At 70.6% G+C, this 16,677-nt stretch carries 18 protein-coding genes and 1 tRNA gene; 15 read left to right on the top strand and 4 right to left on the bottom strand.

All coding sequences use genetic code 11. From position 1 onward, the window contains the following. Window positions 1-47: 47 nt before the first annotated feature. Both AB0D29_RS02050 and AB0D29_RS02045 read right to left on the bottom strand, forming a co-directional pair. Window positions 48-746 carry an HAD hydrolase-like protein gene (locus AB0D29_RS02050; protein ID WP_362851713.1) on the bottom strand — a complete coding sequence of 233 codons (699 nt, stop codon included), beginning with the start codon at window positions 744-746 and terminating at the stop codon, window positions 48-50. Continuing rightward, window positions 730-1,596 carry a winged helix-turn-helix domain-containing protein gene (locus AB0D29_RS02045; RefSeq protein WP_362851712.1) on the bottom strand — a complete coding sequence of 289 codons (867 nt, stop codon included), beginning with the start codon at window positions 1,594-1,596 and terminating at the stop codon, window positions 730-732. The genes AB0D29_RS02050 and AB0D29_RS02045 overlap by 17 nt, the downstream gene beginning before the upstream one ends. 416 nt (window positions 1,597-2,012) lie before the next feature. Here AB0D29_RS02045 and AB0D29_RS02040 point away from each other — a divergent pair, with 416 nt between their 5' ends. The 14 genes from AB0D29_RS02040 (at window position 2,013) to AB0D29_RS01975 (ending at window position 13,052) form a co-directional block, all read left to right on the top strand. Then, window positions 2,013-2,282, top strand: a complete 270-nt coding sequence (locus tag AB0D29_RS02040; RefSeq protein ID WP_362851711.1) for a DUF6284 family protein — start codon at window positions 2,013-2,015, stop codon at window positions 2,280-2,282. Then, entirely contained in the window at window positions 2,279-2,551 is a 273-nt protein-coding gene (locus AB0D29_RS02035) for a hypothetical protein (protein ID WP_362851710.1), read from the top strand. The genes AB0D29_RS02040 and AB0D29_RS02035 overlap by 4 nt, the downstream gene beginning before the upstream one ends. Next, entirely contained in the window at window positions 2,548-3,402 is an 855-nt protein-coding gene (locus AB0D29_RS02030) for a hypothetical protein (protein WP_362851709.1), read from the top strand. The genes AB0D29_RS02035 and AB0D29_RS02030 overlap by 4 nt, the downstream gene beginning before the upstream one ends. After that, entirely contained in the window at window positions 3,402-3,740 is a 339-nt protein-coding gene (locus tag AB0D29_RS02025; protein WP_362851708.1) for an RRQRL motif-containing zinc-binding protein, read from the top strand. The genes AB0D29_RS02030 and AB0D29_RS02025 overlap by 1 nt, the downstream gene beginning before the upstream one ends. A gap of 27 nt (window positions 3,741-3,767) precedes the next feature. Continuing rightward, on the top strand, window positions 3,768-4,007 hold the full coding sequence (locus tag AB0D29_RS02020) for a hypothetical protein (protein ID WP_362851707.1): 240 nt from the start codon (window positions 3,768-3,770) through the stop codon (window positions 4,005-4,007). Window positions 4,008-4,813: 806 nt separating this feature from the next. Further along, on the top strand, window positions 4,814-5,620 hold the full coding sequence (locus AB0D29_RS02015; RefSeq protein ID WP_362851706.1) for a hypothetical protein: 807 nt from the start codon (window positions 4,814-4,816) through the stop codon (window positions 5,618-5,620). 89 nt (window positions 5,621-5,709) lie between these two features. Next, window positions 5,710-7,785 carry a hypothetical protein gene (locus AB0D29_RS02010; protein ID WP_362851705.1) on the top strand — a complete coding sequence of 692 codons (2,076 nt, stop codon included), beginning with the start codon at window positions 5,710-5,712 and terminating at the stop codon, window positions 7,783-7,785. A gap of 276 nt (window positions 7,786-8,061) precedes the next feature. Continuing rightward, the gene (locus AB0D29_RS02005; RefSeq protein WP_362851803.1) at window positions 8,062-8,466 is read left to right on the top strand and encodes a hypothetical protein; all 405 of its coding nucleotides are present in this window, start codon (window positions 8,062-8,064) and stop codon (window positions 8,464-8,466) included. Window positions 8,467-8,477: 11 nt separating this feature from the next. Next, the gene (locus AB0D29_RS02000) at window positions 8,478-8,654 is read left to right on the top strand and encodes a hypothetical protein (RefSeq protein ID WP_362851704.1); all 177 of its coding nucleotides are present in this window, start codon (window positions 8,478-8,480) and stop codon (window positions 8,652-8,654) included. Window positions 8,655-8,726: 72 nt separating this feature from the next. Continuing rightward, window positions 8,727-9,629 (top strand): bifunctional DNA primase/polymerase, encoded by a 903-nt coding sequence (locus AB0D29_RS01995; protein ID WP_362851703.1) that lies wholly within the window; start codon window positions 8,727-8,729, stop codon window positions 9,627-9,629. Continuing rightward, on the top strand, window positions 9,626-9,985 hold the full coding sequence (locus AB0D29_RS01990) for a hypothetical protein (RefSeq protein ID WP_362851702.1): 360 nt from the start codon (window positions 9,626-9,628) through the stop codon (window positions 9,983-9,985). The genes AB0D29_RS01995 and AB0D29_RS01990 overlap by 4 nt, the downstream gene beginning before the upstream one ends. Beyond that, on the top strand, window positions 9,982-11,118 hold the full coding sequence (locus tag AB0D29_RS01985) for a DUF3631 domain-containing protein (protein ID WP_362851701.1): 1,137 nt from the start codon (window positions 9,982-9,984) through the stop codon (window positions 11,116-11,118). Before AB0D29_RS01990 ends, AB0D29_RS01985 begins: the two co-directional genes overlap by 4 nt. Window positions 11,119-11,390: 272 nt before the next feature. After that, the gene (locus AB0D29_RS01980) at window positions 11,391-11,591 is read left to right on the top strand and encodes a helix-turn-helix domain-containing protein (RefSeq protein ID WP_362851700.1); all 201 of its coding nucleotides are present in this window, start codon (window positions 11,391-11,393) and stop codon (window positions 11,589-11,591) included. A gap of 72 nt (window positions 11,592-11,663) precedes the next feature. Next, the gene (locus AB0D29_RS01975; RefSeq protein WP_362851699.1) at window positions 11,664-13,052 is read left to right on the top strand and encodes a tyrosine-type recombinase/integrase; all 1,389 of its coding nucleotides are present in this window, start codon (window positions 11,664-11,666) and stop codon (window positions 13,050-13,052) included. Window positions 13,053-13,100: 48 nt separating this feature from the next. Here AB0D29_RS01975 and AB0D29_RS01970 read toward each other — a convergent pair. Continuing rightward, window positions 13,101-13,174, bottom strand: a tRNA-Thr gene (locus AB0D29_RS01970). A gap of 186 nt (window positions 13,175-13,360) precedes the next feature. Here AB0D29_RS01970 and AB0D29_RS01965 point away from each other — a divergent pair. Continuing rightward, window positions 13,361-14,854, top strand: coding sequence for an MFS transporter (locus AB0D29_RS01965; protein WP_362851698.1), 1,494 nt, complete (start codon window positions 13,361-13,363; stop codon window positions 14,852-14,854). 27 nt (window positions 14,855-14,881) lie between these two features. On the opposite strand, the gene AB0D29_RS01960 is transcribed toward AB0D29_RS01965, so the two are convergent. Beyond that, complete coding sequence (locus AB0D29_RS01960) at window positions 14,882-16,480, bottom strand: alpha/beta hydrolase (RefSeq protein ID WP_362851697.1); 1,599 nt, start codon at window positions 16,478-16,480, stop codon at window positions 14,882-14,884. Window positions 16,481-16,677: the final 197 nt, after the last annotated feature.

The raw sequence follows: 16,677 nt of genomic DNA, 5'->3' as shown, positions 1-16,677 counted from the left end.
CGACGCGTGGTAGAGCGGCATCAGTTTTCCGAAGAGGGCACCTGTGATCACGCGACCGTGCGCAGCGCGGCTGCTACGGCCTGCATGGACAGTACGACGACGTTCGCATCTGACCGCGCAAGCGTGGTCACCTTGCCCGGCTTGTTGGCGTAGCCGACACTCTTGGCGCCTGCCGCGTGAGCGGCCTCGATGTCGGTGACTGAGTCACCAATCAGAACCGTGAGGTAGGGCGCGACGGCGAACGTGGACGCAGCCGTGAGCAGAAGATGTGGTGACGGCTTCATGAGATCGGGCCGAAGGAGAGGGCGGCCGATGACTGCGTCAATCGATCGCGTGAGCCCGTGCAGGGTGAGGTACTCGCGTACGCACTCTGCCGAGTTGTTACTCACGACGGCTACGAGTCGACCTGCCGCCCGTGCCGCGTGCAGAGCCTGCACGGCCCCTTCCGTCGGTGGACCTGCTACGTGCACCGCCCGCATCTCCGCGGATGTCAGCGCTGCTTCGACAGCGGCCAGAACGGTACTGCCGCCCTGCTGAGAGATTCGATGCACCACCATCGGGTCATCTGTGCTTCGCGCGGCATCTGCCAGAGCTGGTGCAAGCGTGGAGAGCAGGTCTGCCAGCTCTTCAGCGATGCCGAGCGCCGGCAGACCTCGAAACACGTCGCAGATGGGGCCGTCAAAGTCGAAGAGGATGGCCTGCGAGACGCTGAGCACATCGCCGAGTACGTCAGCTTGCGTCGGCATTGGCGTCCCTTCCGATCGTCTCCCACACGCTGTCGAACCACATGCGAGCTTGCTCTACCTGCTGGGCTCCGCTGGATGAGTCGCCGTCGTTGAGCGAGTAGTGGAAGAGAATCGTGTCTTTGCCGACGAGGTCGTAGATGTCGATGGTCTCGCCCTGGGCCACCACCTTGTTAGGGCGAATCGGGTAGTAGCCGAAGAAGGCATCCTCGTTGTTGATCACGTACAGCTTGAAGAACTGCGTTCCGCTGTGGACGCGCACGTCGACGGTGCTCTCCTGGACGAGTCCGAGGTGGCTGAGCTCGCTTATGGCGTCGGAGATGCTGCGCGTGTAGCCGACCATGATGTCGTGCATGCGGGCGCGAAGCCGCGGGTCGTCGCCGCAGTCGTCCCGGCGCACCGGAGCTGCCTGCGGCACGGCCATGTCGGGGACCAGGATCCGGATCCGGATGCTCGACGGGGTCAACCGGCCCACGCGGATCTTGTCGAGCGGCTCCTGCAGCGCTCCGTGCAGGGTCTCGCTGGAGAAGCCTGCGAAGTCGATTGTGACGTTGCGACTGGCGAAGGCCTGCTCGACGTACGGCCGTAGTCCCGCCGGCCGCTCCGTGCGGTTCCGAACGAATACGCCGCTGCCCTTGCGGGAGACGACCAGCCCCTCGTCCTCAAGGTCCCGCAGGGCCCGCTGAATCGTCGCGCGGGCGAAGCCGTAGTGGTCCGTCAGCATCTTGTGTGACGGGAGCCGCTCACCAGGGGCCAGCTTCCTTGTTCGGATCGCCGCGCCAAGGCTGCGCGCGACCTGCTCGTACGGCGGCCGATCGTCGTCCGGGTCCAGAGGCTCAGGCGCAAAGGTCATGCCCCGATGCTACGGCCAACCTGACTATTTGAGCAGCCTGGCTAGTCATGTCTTGACGTGACTAGCCAGGCTGGCTACGTTGTTCTCAGAGCCACTGGGCTAGCCAAGTTGGTCAAGCTCGTGGTGGTGATCTGTGCCGTTTCGGTGCAGTTCGCGGCGCCCGGAGAGCCCCGTGAGGGACCCCTCGAAGGAAGCGGCGGTTCTTTGAGAACTCAACAGTGGACGTGAATTCGAGTTTCAACCTTCCGGCCTAGCCGGACCGGTTGCCTCCTCCGCCCGTCCGGCGCTTCGGCGCTCGTACGGGCGGGGTCGAGGGGAGCCGGAGTTCTTCCTGCTTCACAACGACGTGCAGCCCCGGTGCGGGAACACCGGGGCTGCTGTTCGGGCCCGTTCCTGTCTGAGAGGAGCAAGACCCAATGAAGTCCATCGTTGCACGTCACACGGGTGTTACCCCGCTGCCGGCCGACCTGGAGCCGACGGACGCGGAGCTGAACGAGATCGAGGCCGAGATGGACGTCGTCCTGGCCGAGGTCGAGTTGCTGGATGCGCTGATCGTCCTGCTGGACCGGCCGGCGTCGGAGTTCGACGGCCGCCGGATCCGGCGGGCCCACAACCGGGTGCTGGCCGCCCGCCGAGACGCAGCCAACCGCGCCGCCGGCACGCAGCTCTCGGGGGACGCGGCATGAACGACCGCACCGAATCGGCGCACGCCGACCTGCTGGACGCGATCGTGGAAGCGCTGGACCTGCCGCTGCCGTCGATCGAGGAGGCGGACGAACAGCTCTACTACCGGCTGCTGGAGCGCCGGGCACTCGCCGTGCGGATCATCGTGCAGATCAACCGGACCGTCACCCGGGACCCACGTGTGGCCGCGGAGGCGATCCGCACCCGCACCGCCGAAGAGCCCGTCACCTACACCCCGTTCGAGCCGGACAAGGACGGGGACGGCCGGTGAACGGCCGTCCGCCGCTGGAGCAGATCGCGGCGCTGTCGGGTCTGCTGTCGCGGCTTACGCGGGTCCTGGTGGCCGTCGCGTCCGTCGCGCTGGTCTTCACCGCGTCGAACGTGACGATGTTCGCCATCGACCACCACGTGTCCGTGTGGATCGCGTGGCTGTTGGACCCGATGGTCGCGGTCGCGCTCGGCACGGTCCTCATCTTCGACGGTCGCCTGTCGGAGTACGGCCTGTACCCGTCCGGGTGGGCCACGGTGCTGCGCTGGTTCGCCGGTCTCGGGACCTGGGTGATGAACTGCTGGACGTCCCTTTGGCCGGCCGGGTCCTCGTTCGGGATCCCCCGGCAGGTGGACCCGGCCGGTCTCGTCCTCCACTCCGTCCCCCCGGTCCTCCTGATCGTTCTGGCCGAGGCCATCAGCCACTACCGGCACCAGATCCTCGCCAAAATCACCGACCTGCAAGCCCAGGTGAACGCGGCGGTGGACGAGGTGGAAACCACTCCCGCCCACACACCGTCCACCCCGCCCCAGGAACCCGCCGTGGTGGCCCTGCCAGCGGAGCCGGTCCCCGGGCCTGCAGGCTCGATTCCGCTGGTCATCTGTGGTGACCGGCAGGTGTTCCACCCCCTCTTTCCCCACCCGTCCACCCGCGTCCACCGCAAGGAGCTGGAACCGGTCCGGCTGTCGGCTGAAGAGGCCGCGAACGTGATCCGCGCATGCTGGGTGCAAGGCAAATCCCTGCCCGAAGCGGCCCGGCTTTCCACCCGTTCCACCTCCTACGTCCACAAGCTCTACCAGCGCCTGAACGAAGACCGCCAAGCCCGAGACGTCCTCACCGTGGCGGTGAGCTGATGGCCACCCTGCCCGTCTACCGGTGGCGCCTCGCCCCGGACGGACTCGCCACCCGTCGGCAGCTCCGCGCACTGGGCCTGCGCCCCGGCGGCCAGGACGTAGCCGCTCAGCTGGAGCGGCCCCGCCGTCGGCGGGGCCCGCTGGTGGCCTACCTGTACAGCATCGACGCGGCCCGGCCCGTCCGGCCGATGACCGCCCGCCGGGCTGCCGCCCTCGCGAAGGCCAACGCCGCCCGCCGCTGGTGCCCCACCTGCCGACGCGATGCCGGGTACATCATTCCGGCCTCGCTCGGCATGTGCACCTCGTGCGCCTACCCCGACGAACAGCGCGCAGCCTGAACATCCCGTCTCTTTGAGGAGCTGCACGTGACCACGCAGAACACTCCTTCGCTCCCGGAAGAGGGCGAGCAGGGTTCGCACTACTGGATCATCACGCTGGAGCTGCCGGACCGGGTAGCGGCCACGCAGTCGGGCACCTGCACCCCAGCCCCCGGTTGGACCCGGCACGACATGTACCGCGCCATCCGCCGGGACCTCATCAGCGAGTGCCCGAAGCTCGGCAACGCCACCGTCGCGTTCTTCAGCCTGGAGCCCAACCAGTTCTGACCTGCCTGTATCAGCAGGGCCCGGCCACCGCCTCCTACAGCAACCGGCCGGGCCCCTTCTCCCCTGAAGGGGGCTCGTACAGCATGACCGAGACCATCGTCGAAGTTGTACCGCAGACGCCACCTGCTCCAACTCCGCCCGCACCCGAGGCTGCTGAGCTTCCGGCCGCGTTGCCGGGTGTTCCGCTGGCCGTGGCCGGGGCGAACGCCCTGGGTGCGGTGGCGGCCGGCGCGGTGGCCGTGGGCGGCCCCACCGGACTTGCCGTGACCGGCGCCGTCATGGGCGCCGCCGCGGCCACCGGCCTGGCCCGCCGGGTCACCGCTCGCCGGGCGAAGAACAAGCCCAAGTCCCTGCCCCAGCAGCGCACCCCAGCCGATACACCGGACCGTTCCTCGCCATCGTCGGGCAAGTCCGGCGGTGGCCACCGTCGGACGTCCGGACCGCGGCCCGGCGGACTCCTCGGCAAGGCTTCCCGCTCTTCCGCCGCTGGTCTACGGGCGGCGGCCCGGACCCTGGGCCGTCATCGTGCTGACGGGCGGTCCGCCAGCCATCAGATTCCGGGCACGGTCAAATCGGCGCCGCCCTCGACTCGTTCGCCCAAGAACAGTGGCAACACACCCTCGTCCCGTCCCGTCTCCTCTGTTGGTGCCGACAAGCCGCAGCGCCGTCCCGGTGGCGGGCTGACCAAGGCGGTCCGGAGGGCCGCGGTCGGCGCGGCGGCCGGGGCGATCCGGGCTGGACATGCCCGCTACTCCGCGGGCGCTCCGGCCCGCGCGGGGAAGGCAGAGGTCAGGTCCGCCCGGCGCATGGCGAAGGGTGAGGCGAAGGCCCGCCGTCAGTCCGGTCTCGACCCCGCCGGTAACCCCACCCCCGAGGCCGCCCCTGCGGCAATACGGCAGAAGGCGCTGCGCCGCTCCGCATTGCGGCACGCAGCCCGGATGACCGGCGCCGGGCTCCTGACCGCCGGTGCCGGTCTCGCCTCGGCGGTGTGGAACTGGAAGAAGCCCGGCGTCGCCACCCGCCACGTGCGGTCCGTGTGGCGGCGGCTGGCTGGGCGGGCCCGGCAGGTTCGGGCCGCCCGTGACGCCGCCATCAACGGCACCGCCGACGGCGGCAAGCCGGTGGTGGCGGTGCCCGCGACGCAGGTGAACAACCCCAATCGCCCCAAGGACCGCGTGCTCGCGCCGGTCCACAAGACCGTCAAGGCCCGGCCTGTCCCGCTGGCGGGGGCCGACCGTATTGGAGGCACTGTGTCCGAGTCCGGTACCGCGTTCACCCGCCTGTCCGACGCCGCCGACATCATGCTGCAGGCCGCGTCCACCTTCGACCCGGAGCACATGACCGAGTTCCAGGCACTCATCGACGACCTGCCCACCGCGATGGAGACCGTGCAGGAAACCCTGCGTGTGCTGGCGGAACTGTCCCAGGAGAAGTTGCCCGTCGACCCGGCCGTCGTCGAGGAGATCGGCGAGGGATACCGCGCCATGAGCAAGGTCGTGAGCGCCCTCGACGAGGTCGGCGCCGTCTACCGGCGTGTCCACGCCGAGGACATCGAGCGGATCGAGAACCCCCGCAACGGCATCGACGGGGAACGCCGCTGGAACGTCGGCTGACCCCCACCCCATCCCCCTGCACCACCGTTCGGCCTGCCGCCCACAGCCTGTGGGCGGCAGGCCGCTGTCATCGTCAGGAGAGAACACCTGTGAGCAGCAACAAGAACACTGTGCGGGTCGACTGGAAGGCCCCACACGGCATCCTGTCCGGCACCCTGAACGCCACCGCCGGAACCCTGGTCACCACCGCGCTCGCCCACTCGGCGGGGATGCCCGCCGGGTACGCGCTCGCCGCGGGCGCGGCGGGGGCGGTCGGGTCGTCGGTGGCGGGCTGGCGCAACCGGCTGACCCGCGCCACCCTCGCCTTCCGTGCCGCCTGCTGGACCGCCGCCGGCACGTGGTCCTGCTGGGCCCTCACCGCGGAGCCGATGACCCTGACCGGGCTCGGATCCCTCGTCGTCGGCGGGATCGCCACCGGGACGCTCGCGGCGGGATTCGCGGCGCACGAGGAGACCGAACAGGCCCGCCGCCGCACGCTCCTGTCCATCGGCACCCGCCGGGCACTCGCCGCCGAGTGGATCGAGCGGATCGCCCGCGTCTGCCGGGTGGAGAACGTCACCGTGCTGGGGATCGAGCACTGGCCGTCCGGCATGGGCTACACGGTCGAGATCGAACTCCCTGAAGGTGGTGTCACGCGGAAGCAGATCGCCGATCGCGCGGATGCCCTGGCGTCCGACCTGGACCTTCCGGACGGGTGCGGGTTGCAGGTGCTGCCGGGGATCTCCCGGCGCCGCCTGCTGATCGAGGTGGCGACCAAGACCTACCGGGGGCAGGAGATCCCGTTCCCGGTGGAGGAAATGACCGAGACGACCACCATCAACAACCCAGCGCCTGTCGCGTTGCTGTCGGACGGCGGGAGGGCTGAGCTGGATATGCGACAGGCCTCCACCGTCGTGGCCGGGGGCACCGGCACGGGCAAGACGAACTGGCTGCACACCCTGATCGCGCGGCTCGCGCAGACCAACGACACTCTCGTGTGGGTCATCGACCTCAACGCCGGCAGCCTCGGCCTGCCCTGGCTGCACGCCTGGCGGGAAGCCCAGAACGACCCCGAGCGCCGCGACGAGGTTCCGGCACCAGGAGTGGACTGGCTGGCCTCCACCCCGGCCGAAGCCCAGCTCATGCTGGAAGCGGCCGTCGCCATCGCCAAGGAACGCAAGATCGCCTACCAGCAGCACATGCGCGACGAGGACGACGACAAGCTGCCCGTCTCACCCGAGATCCCGGAGATCGTCATCATCATGGACGAGAGTGCCGAGGTCTCCGCCACCAAGGCCGCGAAGGCCGTAATGGCAGGGGTGGTGGAGGTCATCCGTATCGCCCGCGCGATGGCAATCCGCGCGGTCATCTCGGCCCTGCGGGTCACACAGGACGTCCTGCCGGACCCGATGGTGCGGAAGATGGCCTCCAACCGCGTCTGCACCGGAGTCAACGAGGACTCCGAATTGGGTCACCTCTTCGGCTGGCGGGCCCTCTCCGCCGAGAACAGCTTCTCCGGCCCGGGCTCCATGCTGGTCGGGACGGAAGGCAAGCAGCCCAAGACCGCCCAGCAGTGGCGCATCACCCCATCCGGCATCGACGCCGTCACCCGCGCCACCGCCCTCCGCCGCCCCGCCCTCGACGCCGCCTCCCTCCAGGCTGCGGGCCCCGCGTACACCGAACGCTGGAGCGTGGAGCGGTGCGGGCACCTGTGGGGCCGGACCGTCGCCACGGCAGCCTCGCCCTCCGGGCCGGGGATGCTGCCGGGCCGACCAGAGGGCCGGTGGAAGGCCACGGCCGGTTGGGACCAGCCCCGCCCGCTCGCCGTCCCTGGTGCGGACGAGCTGGAGGCCCTGTTCCGGATGCCATCCGCCGCCCCCGGCGACAGGGCCGACGGTGACGGGAACACGGACTGGTCCGATCCGTCTTCGTGGACGTCCGGGCGCACCGTGCAGGAACCGGAACAGCCCGGCGCCCGGCAGGCAGCACTCGACCTGGTCATCGCCGCCGGGCCCGCCGGCACCGGTGCCTCGGCGATGGAGCGGGACCTGAAGAACACCTTCGGCACCCGCCGCCCGGTCATCCAGAAGTGGCTCAAGGAGTGGGCCGAAACCGGCGAGATCACCCGCGTCGGAGAGGGCAGCAAAGCCCGCTACGTCCACCGCCGCCACCACCCCGAAGCCTGACCTCGACTGCCTGTCTGTCACCTGTCACTCACCCTGACAGAACCCCCTCCTGGGGGCCCGGAAGCCTGTCACCCCCTCCTGTGACCTGCGGATTACAGGTGACAGACAGGCGACAGGTGACAGACAGGTGACAGGCCCGATGACAGGCACCCGCACGGCCATCCATCCGCCTGAAGGAGCCTCGACGTGCATGAGCACAACCGCACGATCACCACCCCCGCCACCCGCTACGGCGACCCCCTCCACCGGCCCCGGCCTGTCGAACCGCACACCGTCCTGCTGCCCCACGAAGTTCCGCCCGGCGTCGACTGGGTGACGCTCCCGAACGGGATCCGCACCCTCGCCTACACCCACCCCCACACCGGCCCCGCCGTCGAAGCGGAACCGGCCCGGGAGTCGATCCCACGGTGGGCCAAGACGACCGCGCTCCTCGCCCCGACGCTCGGCGGCGGGATCGCCGCGGCAGGGTTCGGGATCTCCTACGCCGCCCCGGGACTGATCGCCATGACCGAAGCCCTCTGGGCCACAGTCGCCCTCATCGCCGCCGGCACCCTCGTTCCCCTCGCCCTCCGCACCCGCAGGGGTGGCGGCCGGGGTGCGGGCCCGGTGCAGCACATCACCCAGAACATCAACGCCACGGGGATGTTCGGCCGCGCCACCGGAACCCTCAACAACCGCTGAAAGGCCACCGCGTGAACCAGCCCGAGCCCCTGAGCGAGCGCGTCGGTGACGCGCTCGCGCTCCTCACCGGCACACGCACCGTCCGCTGCCCGCACCCCGGATGCCGAGTGTCCGTCCGCTACCGCCACGTCGCCCCCGACGAGGCGAAGCGGCTGACGGACCTGGCCACCGACCACACCCGCCACTGAAATCAGCGAGGGCGGCCCCGTCTCGCCAAAGTCCGGGCCGCCCTCTTCCAGCACCTACTGGAGGAATCCAGCATGGCTCATCAATCCGCATCCGCGCTGCTGACCGCCGCGCTCGATGCCGCCGCTCTCGGCTGGAGCGTGTTCCCGCTCCGGCCGGGCCAGAAGCGACCCGCGCTCCATGGGGAGGACCACTGCCCCGGCCTGGGTGACTGCGCGGGCGGCCACCGCAAGTGGGAGGACCGGTCCACCAGCGACCCGGACCGGATCCGCCGCGCGTGGGACCGTCTCCCCTTCAACGTCGGGATCGCCACCGGCCCGTCGGCGCTCGTCGTCGTCGACCTCGACGTGCCCAAGGGACAGGGCAGTTCGGACGCGCCTCGCGGCGCGGACACCTTTCGAGCGCTCTGCGAGCGCGCCGGGCAGGCCGTCCCGTCCACGCTCTGCGTGCGGACTCCCTCCGGCGGGTCCCACCTGTACTTCACCGCCCCGGACGGGATCAGGCTGGGAAACAGCGCGGGCAGGCTCGGCAAGCTGATCGACACCCGAGCGTGGGGCGGATACGTCGTCGCACCCGGCAGCGTCACCGCGGCGGGCGCGTACGAGGTAACCGATCCTGTCGCCCCGGCCCCCTTCCCCGCCTGGCTGTACGGGCTGCTCGCACCCAAGCAGGCATTGCGCACCCTCACCGGCCGTCCCTCCGCCGCGAAGTCGGGCCGGTACGCGGCCGCTGCCCTGAACGCGGAGACCGCCTCCGTGGAGTGCGCCGCGCAGGGCGAGCGGAACGGGACGCTGCTGCGGGCCGCACGCGCTCTGGGGCGGTTCATCGCCGTCGGCGACCTCCCCCGCAATGTGGTGGAGGAGGCTCTTCAGGCGGCGGGGGAGTCGGCCGGCATGCCGTCTGCCGAGTGCCGCACCACGATCCGATCCGGTCTGAACTGGTCCATCGCCCGCAACACGATGCGGCGCACGGCATGACCGGCCGCCCCCGCCCCTCCCTGAAGAGCCTTCCTGCCACCCCCACCGGGGCCCGGTCCGCCGAACCGACCCGCACTCCGGACGGCAGTGGCGCGCTGAAGGTCGTCGCCGAAGGCGTCCCTTCTGCCCTTCGCCCTGACCGGCGGGTGCGGGACGGCCGGTATGCCGTCGCCGTTCTGCACATCTGCGCCCCGTCCGCGCGGGCGGTGCCCACCGCGCACTCGAAGTGCGAGTGCGGCCACGACCGCAGCGCGGTCGGCCGTAACAACGTCCTCGCCCTGATCCAAGTCCACGAAGACCACCGCGCCGTCTGCCCGCTCGGCCGCGTCGCCAACGCCCGGAGGAAGGCCGCATGACCACAGCCACCCGCACCCACACCGAGCCCCAGACCACCACCGACGGATCCCGGCTGCTGGACGAGGTGGAGGCCTTCCACCGCCGCTTCAACGTCTTCCCCACCGAGGCCGCCTACGTCGCCGTCACCCTCTGGGACGCTCACGCGCACCTGCTGGACTGCTTCGACTCCACCCCGCGGCTCGCGTTCCTCTCCCCGGAACCGGGATCGGGCAAGTCCCGCGCGCTGGAGATCGTGGAAACCCTGGTCCCACAGCCGCTGGTCGCGGCGAACGCGTCCGCGCCGGTCCTGTTCCGGGCCGTCTCCACCCTGGAGACCCGTCCGACGATCCTCTTCGACGAGGTCGACACGATCTTCGGCCCGAAGGCCGGGGACAACGAGCCCCTGCGCGGCTTCCTCAACGCGGGCCACCACCGGGGCGCCGGCATGTGGCGGTGCGTCGGGGACGGCACCAACCAGACTGTCCAGGAGTTCCCCAGCTTCTGCGTGGTCGCCATGGCCGGACTGGGGTCCCTCCCGGACACGATCCTGACCCGATCGGTCATCATCCGGATGCGCCGCCGGGCCCGCAACGAACGCGTCCAGCCGTTCCGCCGCCGCCTGCACGCCCCCGAGGGCCACGCCCTGCGCGACCGTCTCGCCGTCTGGGCGGACAGTGTCCGCCACCTCGTCGACGGGGTGTTCCCCGAGATGCCTGACGAGGTCACAGACCGGCCTGCCGACGTATGGGAGCCGCTCATCGCCGTCGCGGATGCCGCCGGGGGCGACTGGCCGGCACGGGCCCGGGCCGCGTGCGCGCAGATCGTGGCCGCGTCCAAGCAGGACGACAAGGGCAGCATCGGGATCCGGTTGCTGACCGACCTGCGCGACCACGTCCTGAACGGGATCGAGCGTCTTCCCACCATCTCCGTCCTGGACCGCCTCTACACCCTGGAGGAAGCGCCCTGGGCCGACATGGGCGGCAAGCCGCTGACCTCCCGAGGCCTGGCGAAGATGCTCGGTGAGTACATGACGGCGGACAACAAGCCCATCGAGCCCCGCAACATCAAAAGCGGCGGCGCGGTCCTCAAGGGCTACTACGCGGCCGACCTCTCGGACGCGTGGGCGAGGTACTGCCCTCCCCCCACCCCCTGAGAATCCGCTACTTCCGCTACCTCCGCTACCTCGCAGGTCACAGGCCTGACGGAGGTAGCGGATAGCCCGAAGACATCCGCTACCCCACCAGCAACTCCCGCTACCGGCCCGGCCCTCAACGGCCGGGCCGGCCGCGCATCTATCCGCTACCGCTACCCAATCCGCTACCAAAAACAAGTCCCTGACCAGGGCGGTAGCGGAGGTAGCGGCAGTAGCGGATTTCTACGAACGGGACGGAAGCCCCACCCCCCCATCGCCGTGGAGGCACTTCGATGACGACCGCCGCCCAGTCCCCCTCTCCCGTCCTCTGCACCGTGAAGGACGCCGTCGCGCTCCTCCGGCTCGGCCGCTCCACCGTCTACGAGCTGATGGCCTCTGGCGAGCTGCCTTTCATCAAGCTCGGCCGGGCCCGTCGTATCAAGCGCGCCGACATCGACGCGTTCGTCGCCCAACTCCCGCCGCAGTCGGTCTGATCCCAGCTCATCCACAGGCGGCCCCGAAGACCTCCCGGGGCCGCTTTCCGCACTCAGGAGCACCGAGGAGCCATGAGCACCCGCAAGCCAAATCTCGAGTCGTCCATCTACCTTGGCAGTGACGGGTGGTGGCACGGACGCGTCACCATGGGCGTGAAGCCTGACGGCGGTCCCGACCGCCGACACCGCCGGGCCAAGACCGAGGCCGCCGTCACCAAGAAGGTCCGCGAGCTGGAGAAGCTGCGCGACGAGGGCCGGGCTACGAAGGCCGGGCGGAAGCCCACCGTCGAACAGTGGATGGACACGTACCTGACCACGATCGCGAGCCTGAAGCTCAAGCCCCGCTCTCTGGACGACTACTGGTCGAAGACCCGCAACGACATTGTTCCGGGTGTCGGGAAGCACCGCCTCGACAAGCTCGCCCCAGAGCATCTGGAGGTGATGTACGCGGCCATGCTGGAGAAGGGGCGCGCACCGTCGCATGTGGTCAAGGTGCACCGGATCCTCTCCCGCGCCCTGAAGATCGCCCACCGCCGCCGGCTCATCACCGAGAACGTCGCCACGCTTGTTGACCCACCGTCCGTCGATGAGACCGAGGCGAATCCGTTCTCGCGGGAGGAGTCGAAGGCGTTTCTCGCCGCGGCCGCGGCGAAGCGCCCCTCGTTCATGCGGTGGGCCATCGGCGTCGGCATGGGTTTCCGGCAGGGCGAAGCCCTGGGCCTTCGCTGGCAGTACGTCGACCTGGAGCAGGGCCTGTTCCACCCGGCCTGGCAGCTCCAGCGCCTCACCTGGAGGCACGGCTGCAAGAACGCGCACGCCTGCGGCGCCCGGCTCCACCGGTTCGAGCCTTGCCCCGCCGAGTGCTCCACTCACAAGGGCTACAAGCGTGGTTGTCCACAGCCATGCACGAAGACCTGCCGCCGGCACGCCAGCACCTGCCCCGAGCGGAAGGGCGGCGGACTCGCCTTCACCCGGCCGAAGACAAAGAAGAGCCAGCAGCCGGTGCCCATCCCGCCGCCCTTCGTGCCCTACCTCCTGGCGCACAGAGCGAAGCAGGACGAGCAGCGGCAAGCCGCCGGCGAGCTGTGGGAGGAGTGCGGCGCGGTGTTCACCCGGCCCGACGGCCGGCCGCTCGACCCGCGGGCTGACTGGGCGGAGTTCAAGGAGCTGCTCGACGAGGCGGGGATCAGCGATCGTCGCCAGCACGACGGGAGCCGTCACACGGCCGGGACAATCCTCAACGAGTTGGGCATCGATATGCCCACCATCATGGAGATCCTCCGGCACACGCAGATCAGCCAGACGAGGCGATACGTGAAGGGGCGATCGGAGCTCTCGCGGGAGGCGATGCGCCGGATGGGCGAGGCATTCATGCCTGGCCCCGATCCGGTGTCTGAGACCAGAACTGAGACCGACAGCACCCGGGCGGCCCGTGCACGGCGGCGGCGCAAGATCCGGTAAATAGCAAAACCCCCAGGTCACGGCGAGTGAGTCCTGGGGGTTCTACAGAGCCGCCTTCGGGATTCGAACCCGAGACCTACGCATTACGAGTGCGTTGCTCTGGCCAACTGAGCTAAGGCGGCACCGCTGGTCAGACAAGTATTCCCTCGGAGAGGGGCGCTCATCAGCAGCGGCGCCAAGTCTACAGGGTGTGGACGGGTGCCCTGAACCGGGTTCTGCGGGGGTGAGACGGACGTCACATACTGGGACGGATGCGCCGTTTTCGGGGCATCGTCTGCCGTGCGTCCCACGAAGGGATGAGATGTCCCGTGGCCCTTGCCGGGCGTTGGGCGATGCTCGCCGTGCTGTGCGCCAGCCTGCTGCTCGTCGCGATGGACGCCACCATCCTGAACGTCGCGCTCCCCTCCCTCATCGACGACCTGCGCCCCAGCGCCGTGCAGCAGCTGTGGATCATCGACATCTACGGCCTGGTCCTCGGCGGGCTGCTCGTCACCACCGCCGCCGTCGGTGACCGATACGGGCGGCGGAAGCTCTTCCTGATCGGCTTCGTGCTCTTCGGAGTGGCCTCCGTGGTCGCCGCGACCGCCGGGAACTCGGCGCAGCTCATCGCCGGGCGGGTGCTGCTCGGCGTCGGCGGTGCCATGGTCATGCCGTCCACCCTCTCGCTGATCCGGAACATCTTCACCGACGCCCACGAGCGGGCCCTGGCCATCGGGATCTGGGCCGCCGTCGCCGGCGCCGGCGCCGCGATCGGGCCGGTCGTCGGCGGGCTGCTGGTCGAGCGGTACGGCTGGTCCGCCGCCTTCTGGGTCAACGTCCCGGTCGTGGTCGTGACCGTCGTCGCCGGCCTGTGGCTGCTGCCCGAGTTCAAGGACCCCGGCCAGCACGCCCTCGACCTGCTCAGTGCCGTGCTCTCCGTCACCGGCATCGTCGCCCTCGCCTGGGGCATCAAGCACGTGGCGAAGGGCCGCCCCGCGGCGGCGGACCTGCTGGTCCTGGCGGCCGGGATCGGGCTGCTCGCCTGGTTCGCCCGCCGTCAGCTGCGGCTGAGGGATCCGCTCCTCGACGTACGGCTCTTCCGGAACCGGCCCTTCACCGCCGCCGCGCTCGTGACCCTCATGGCCATGCTCGCCGCCGGAGCCGCGCTGTTCCTGGTCTCGCTGTGGCTCCAGTACGTCCACGGCTACTCCCCCTTCGAAGCCGGCCTGCGCACCCTCCCCACCGCCCTCGCCATGCTCGGCAGCTCGCTCCTGACGCCGACGCTGATGCACCGGATCGGCGTACGGGCCTGCATGGCGATCGGCCTGGCCGGGCTGGTGGCCGGGTTCACCCTGCTGGCCCTGGCCCCGCAGCCGACCTCGTACGCGTACATCGCGGTCTTCCTGGTCACCCTCGGCTTCAGTGACGGCCTCGCCGTCACCACTGCCGCCACGGTGCTCGTCTCGGCGGTCCCCGCGGAGCGGGCCGGACAGGCCGGAGCCGTGTCCGAGACCTCGTACGAGCTCGGCGTGGGCCTCGGCGTGGCGCTCCTCGGTTCCGTCCACGGGGCCGCGTACGCCGCGCAGATGGCCGGTGCGCCGGCCCAGGCGGCCGAGTCGATCGGCGGGGCGAAGGAGTACGCCGAGAGCCTGCCGGCCGCGCGGGCGGCGGAGGCGGCCGGGCTGGTGGAACGGGCCCGCGACGCCTTCGACAGCGCCCTGACCACGACCTCGTACGTCTCGATCGGCATCGCTGCCGTCGTCCTGGTGCTCGTGGTGTGGATGGTGCCCGGCTCCTTCAAGACCACCGGGTCCGCGCACTGACCGGATCCGTTCACCCCGCCGGCGGCCTCAGCACTTCTTGCCGTCCGCCGGCGCCTTGCCCTCCAGCAGGTAGCGGTTGATCGCGGTGTCGATGCAGTCGCTGCCGCGCCCGTACGCCGTGTGGCCGTCGCCGTCATAGGTGAGGAGGGTGCCCGAATCGAGCTGGCCGGCCAGCGCCCGCGCCCACTTGTACGGGGTCGCCGGGTCCCTCGTGGTGCCCACCACCACGATCGGCGAGGCGCCCTTCGCGGTCAGCTTCTCCGCCTTGCCCGTGGCCGCCACCGGCCAGTACCCGCAGTTCAGCGAGGCCCAGGCCAGACCCGCGCCGAAGACCGGCGAGGCCTTCTCGAAGGAGGGCAGCGCGGCATCGACCGCCGCCGGGTCCTTGAAGGCCGCCGGCTGGTCGAGGCAGTTGACGGCGGCGTTCGCGAACATCAGGTTGGCGTACTTGCCGTCCGCGTCGCGCTCGTAGTAGCTGTCGGCCAGGCTCAGCAGGCCCGATCCGTCGCCGTTCATCGCCGACGTGAGCGCCTCGCGCAGCTGCGGCCAGGCGCTCTCGTCGTACAGCGCCGCGATCACCCCGGTCGTGGCGAGGGACTCTCCGAGCGGGCGGTCCGCGTCCCCGCTGGGCACGGGCTGGGCGTCGACCTTGCGGAAGAACTCCTTCAGGCGCGCCGCCACCGCGTCCGGGTCGCCCTTGCCGAGGGGACAGTCGGGCTGTTTCGCGCAGTCCTTGGCGAAAGAGGTGAAGGCCGTCTCGAAGCCCTCCGTCTGATCCCGGTTCAGATCGATCGCGGACCGGGTGGGGTCCATCGCACCGTCCAGGACCAGCCGGCCGACCCGGTCCGGGAACAGGTCCGCGTACGTGGCTCCGAGGAGGGTGCCGTACGAGGCCCCGACGTACGTGAGCTTCTTGTCGCCGAGCACGGCGCGCAGCAGGTCCATGTCGCGGGCGGCGTCGACGGTGGAGACGTGCGGCAGCACCCGCTGCGAGCGCTCCTGGCAGCCGGCCGCGAACTTCTTGAAGGCGGCCACCAGCTCGGCGCGCTCGGCCGGGTCGTCCGGCGTCTGGTCCACCTGTGTGTACGCGTCCATGGCCGGGCCGGTCAGGCACTCGACGGGGCTGCTGCGGTCCACCCCGCGCGGGTCGAAGGAGACCATGTCGTACCGGGCGCGGACCGGCGCGGGGTAGCCGATGCCCGCGTACGCCTGCAGGTAGCCGATGCCCGAGCCGCCCGGGCCGCCCGGGTTGACCACGAGCGAGCCCAGCCGCTTGCCGGGACCCGTGGCCACGCGGCGCGCCACCGCGATGTCGATGTCCTGGCCGGAGCCGGGGTTCGCGTAGTCCAGGGGGGCCTTCATGGTGGAGCACTGGAATCCGGGGACGCCGCACTCGCGCCAGGTCAGCTTCTGCTCGTAGTACGGGCGCAGCGCGGCCGCATCGGGAGACAGCCGCGCCGCCGGCGTGCCGGACTCCGCTCCGGAGGACTCGGCGGCGCGCGGGGCGTCCGATCCGCCCGCGGCGGCGCGGGGGGCTTCCAGACCGCCCGAGGTGCACCCGGAGAGCAGCAGCCCGGCGGCTGCGATCACGGTCCCGGTCGTACGCAGCACGCGACTGGTGTCCATCCCCGGAGCGTACGGCCGCCGGAGGAGGCCGGGGGGCTCTTCCGCGGCGGACGGCTGCGGGCCTTCCGTGGCCCCCGCCGGGCGGGGCACGGACCGGGCCCGTCCCGGCCGCGGCGGCCGGTCCGTCCGTACGGGTGAACCCGTCAACCTGGTGTGGACCCGGGCGACGGCCGGGCGGCGGACGGACGGTCGCCCGG

Origin of the sequence: Streptomyces sp. NPDC048424 (assembly GCF_040651555.1) — a bacterium.
GTDB lineage: Bacteria > Actinomycetota > Actinomycetes > Streptomycetales > Streptomycetaceae > Streptomyces.
The sequence above is the reverse complement of the archived record's forward strand: the minus strand, read 5'-3'. Positions and strand labels throughout refer to the sequence as shown.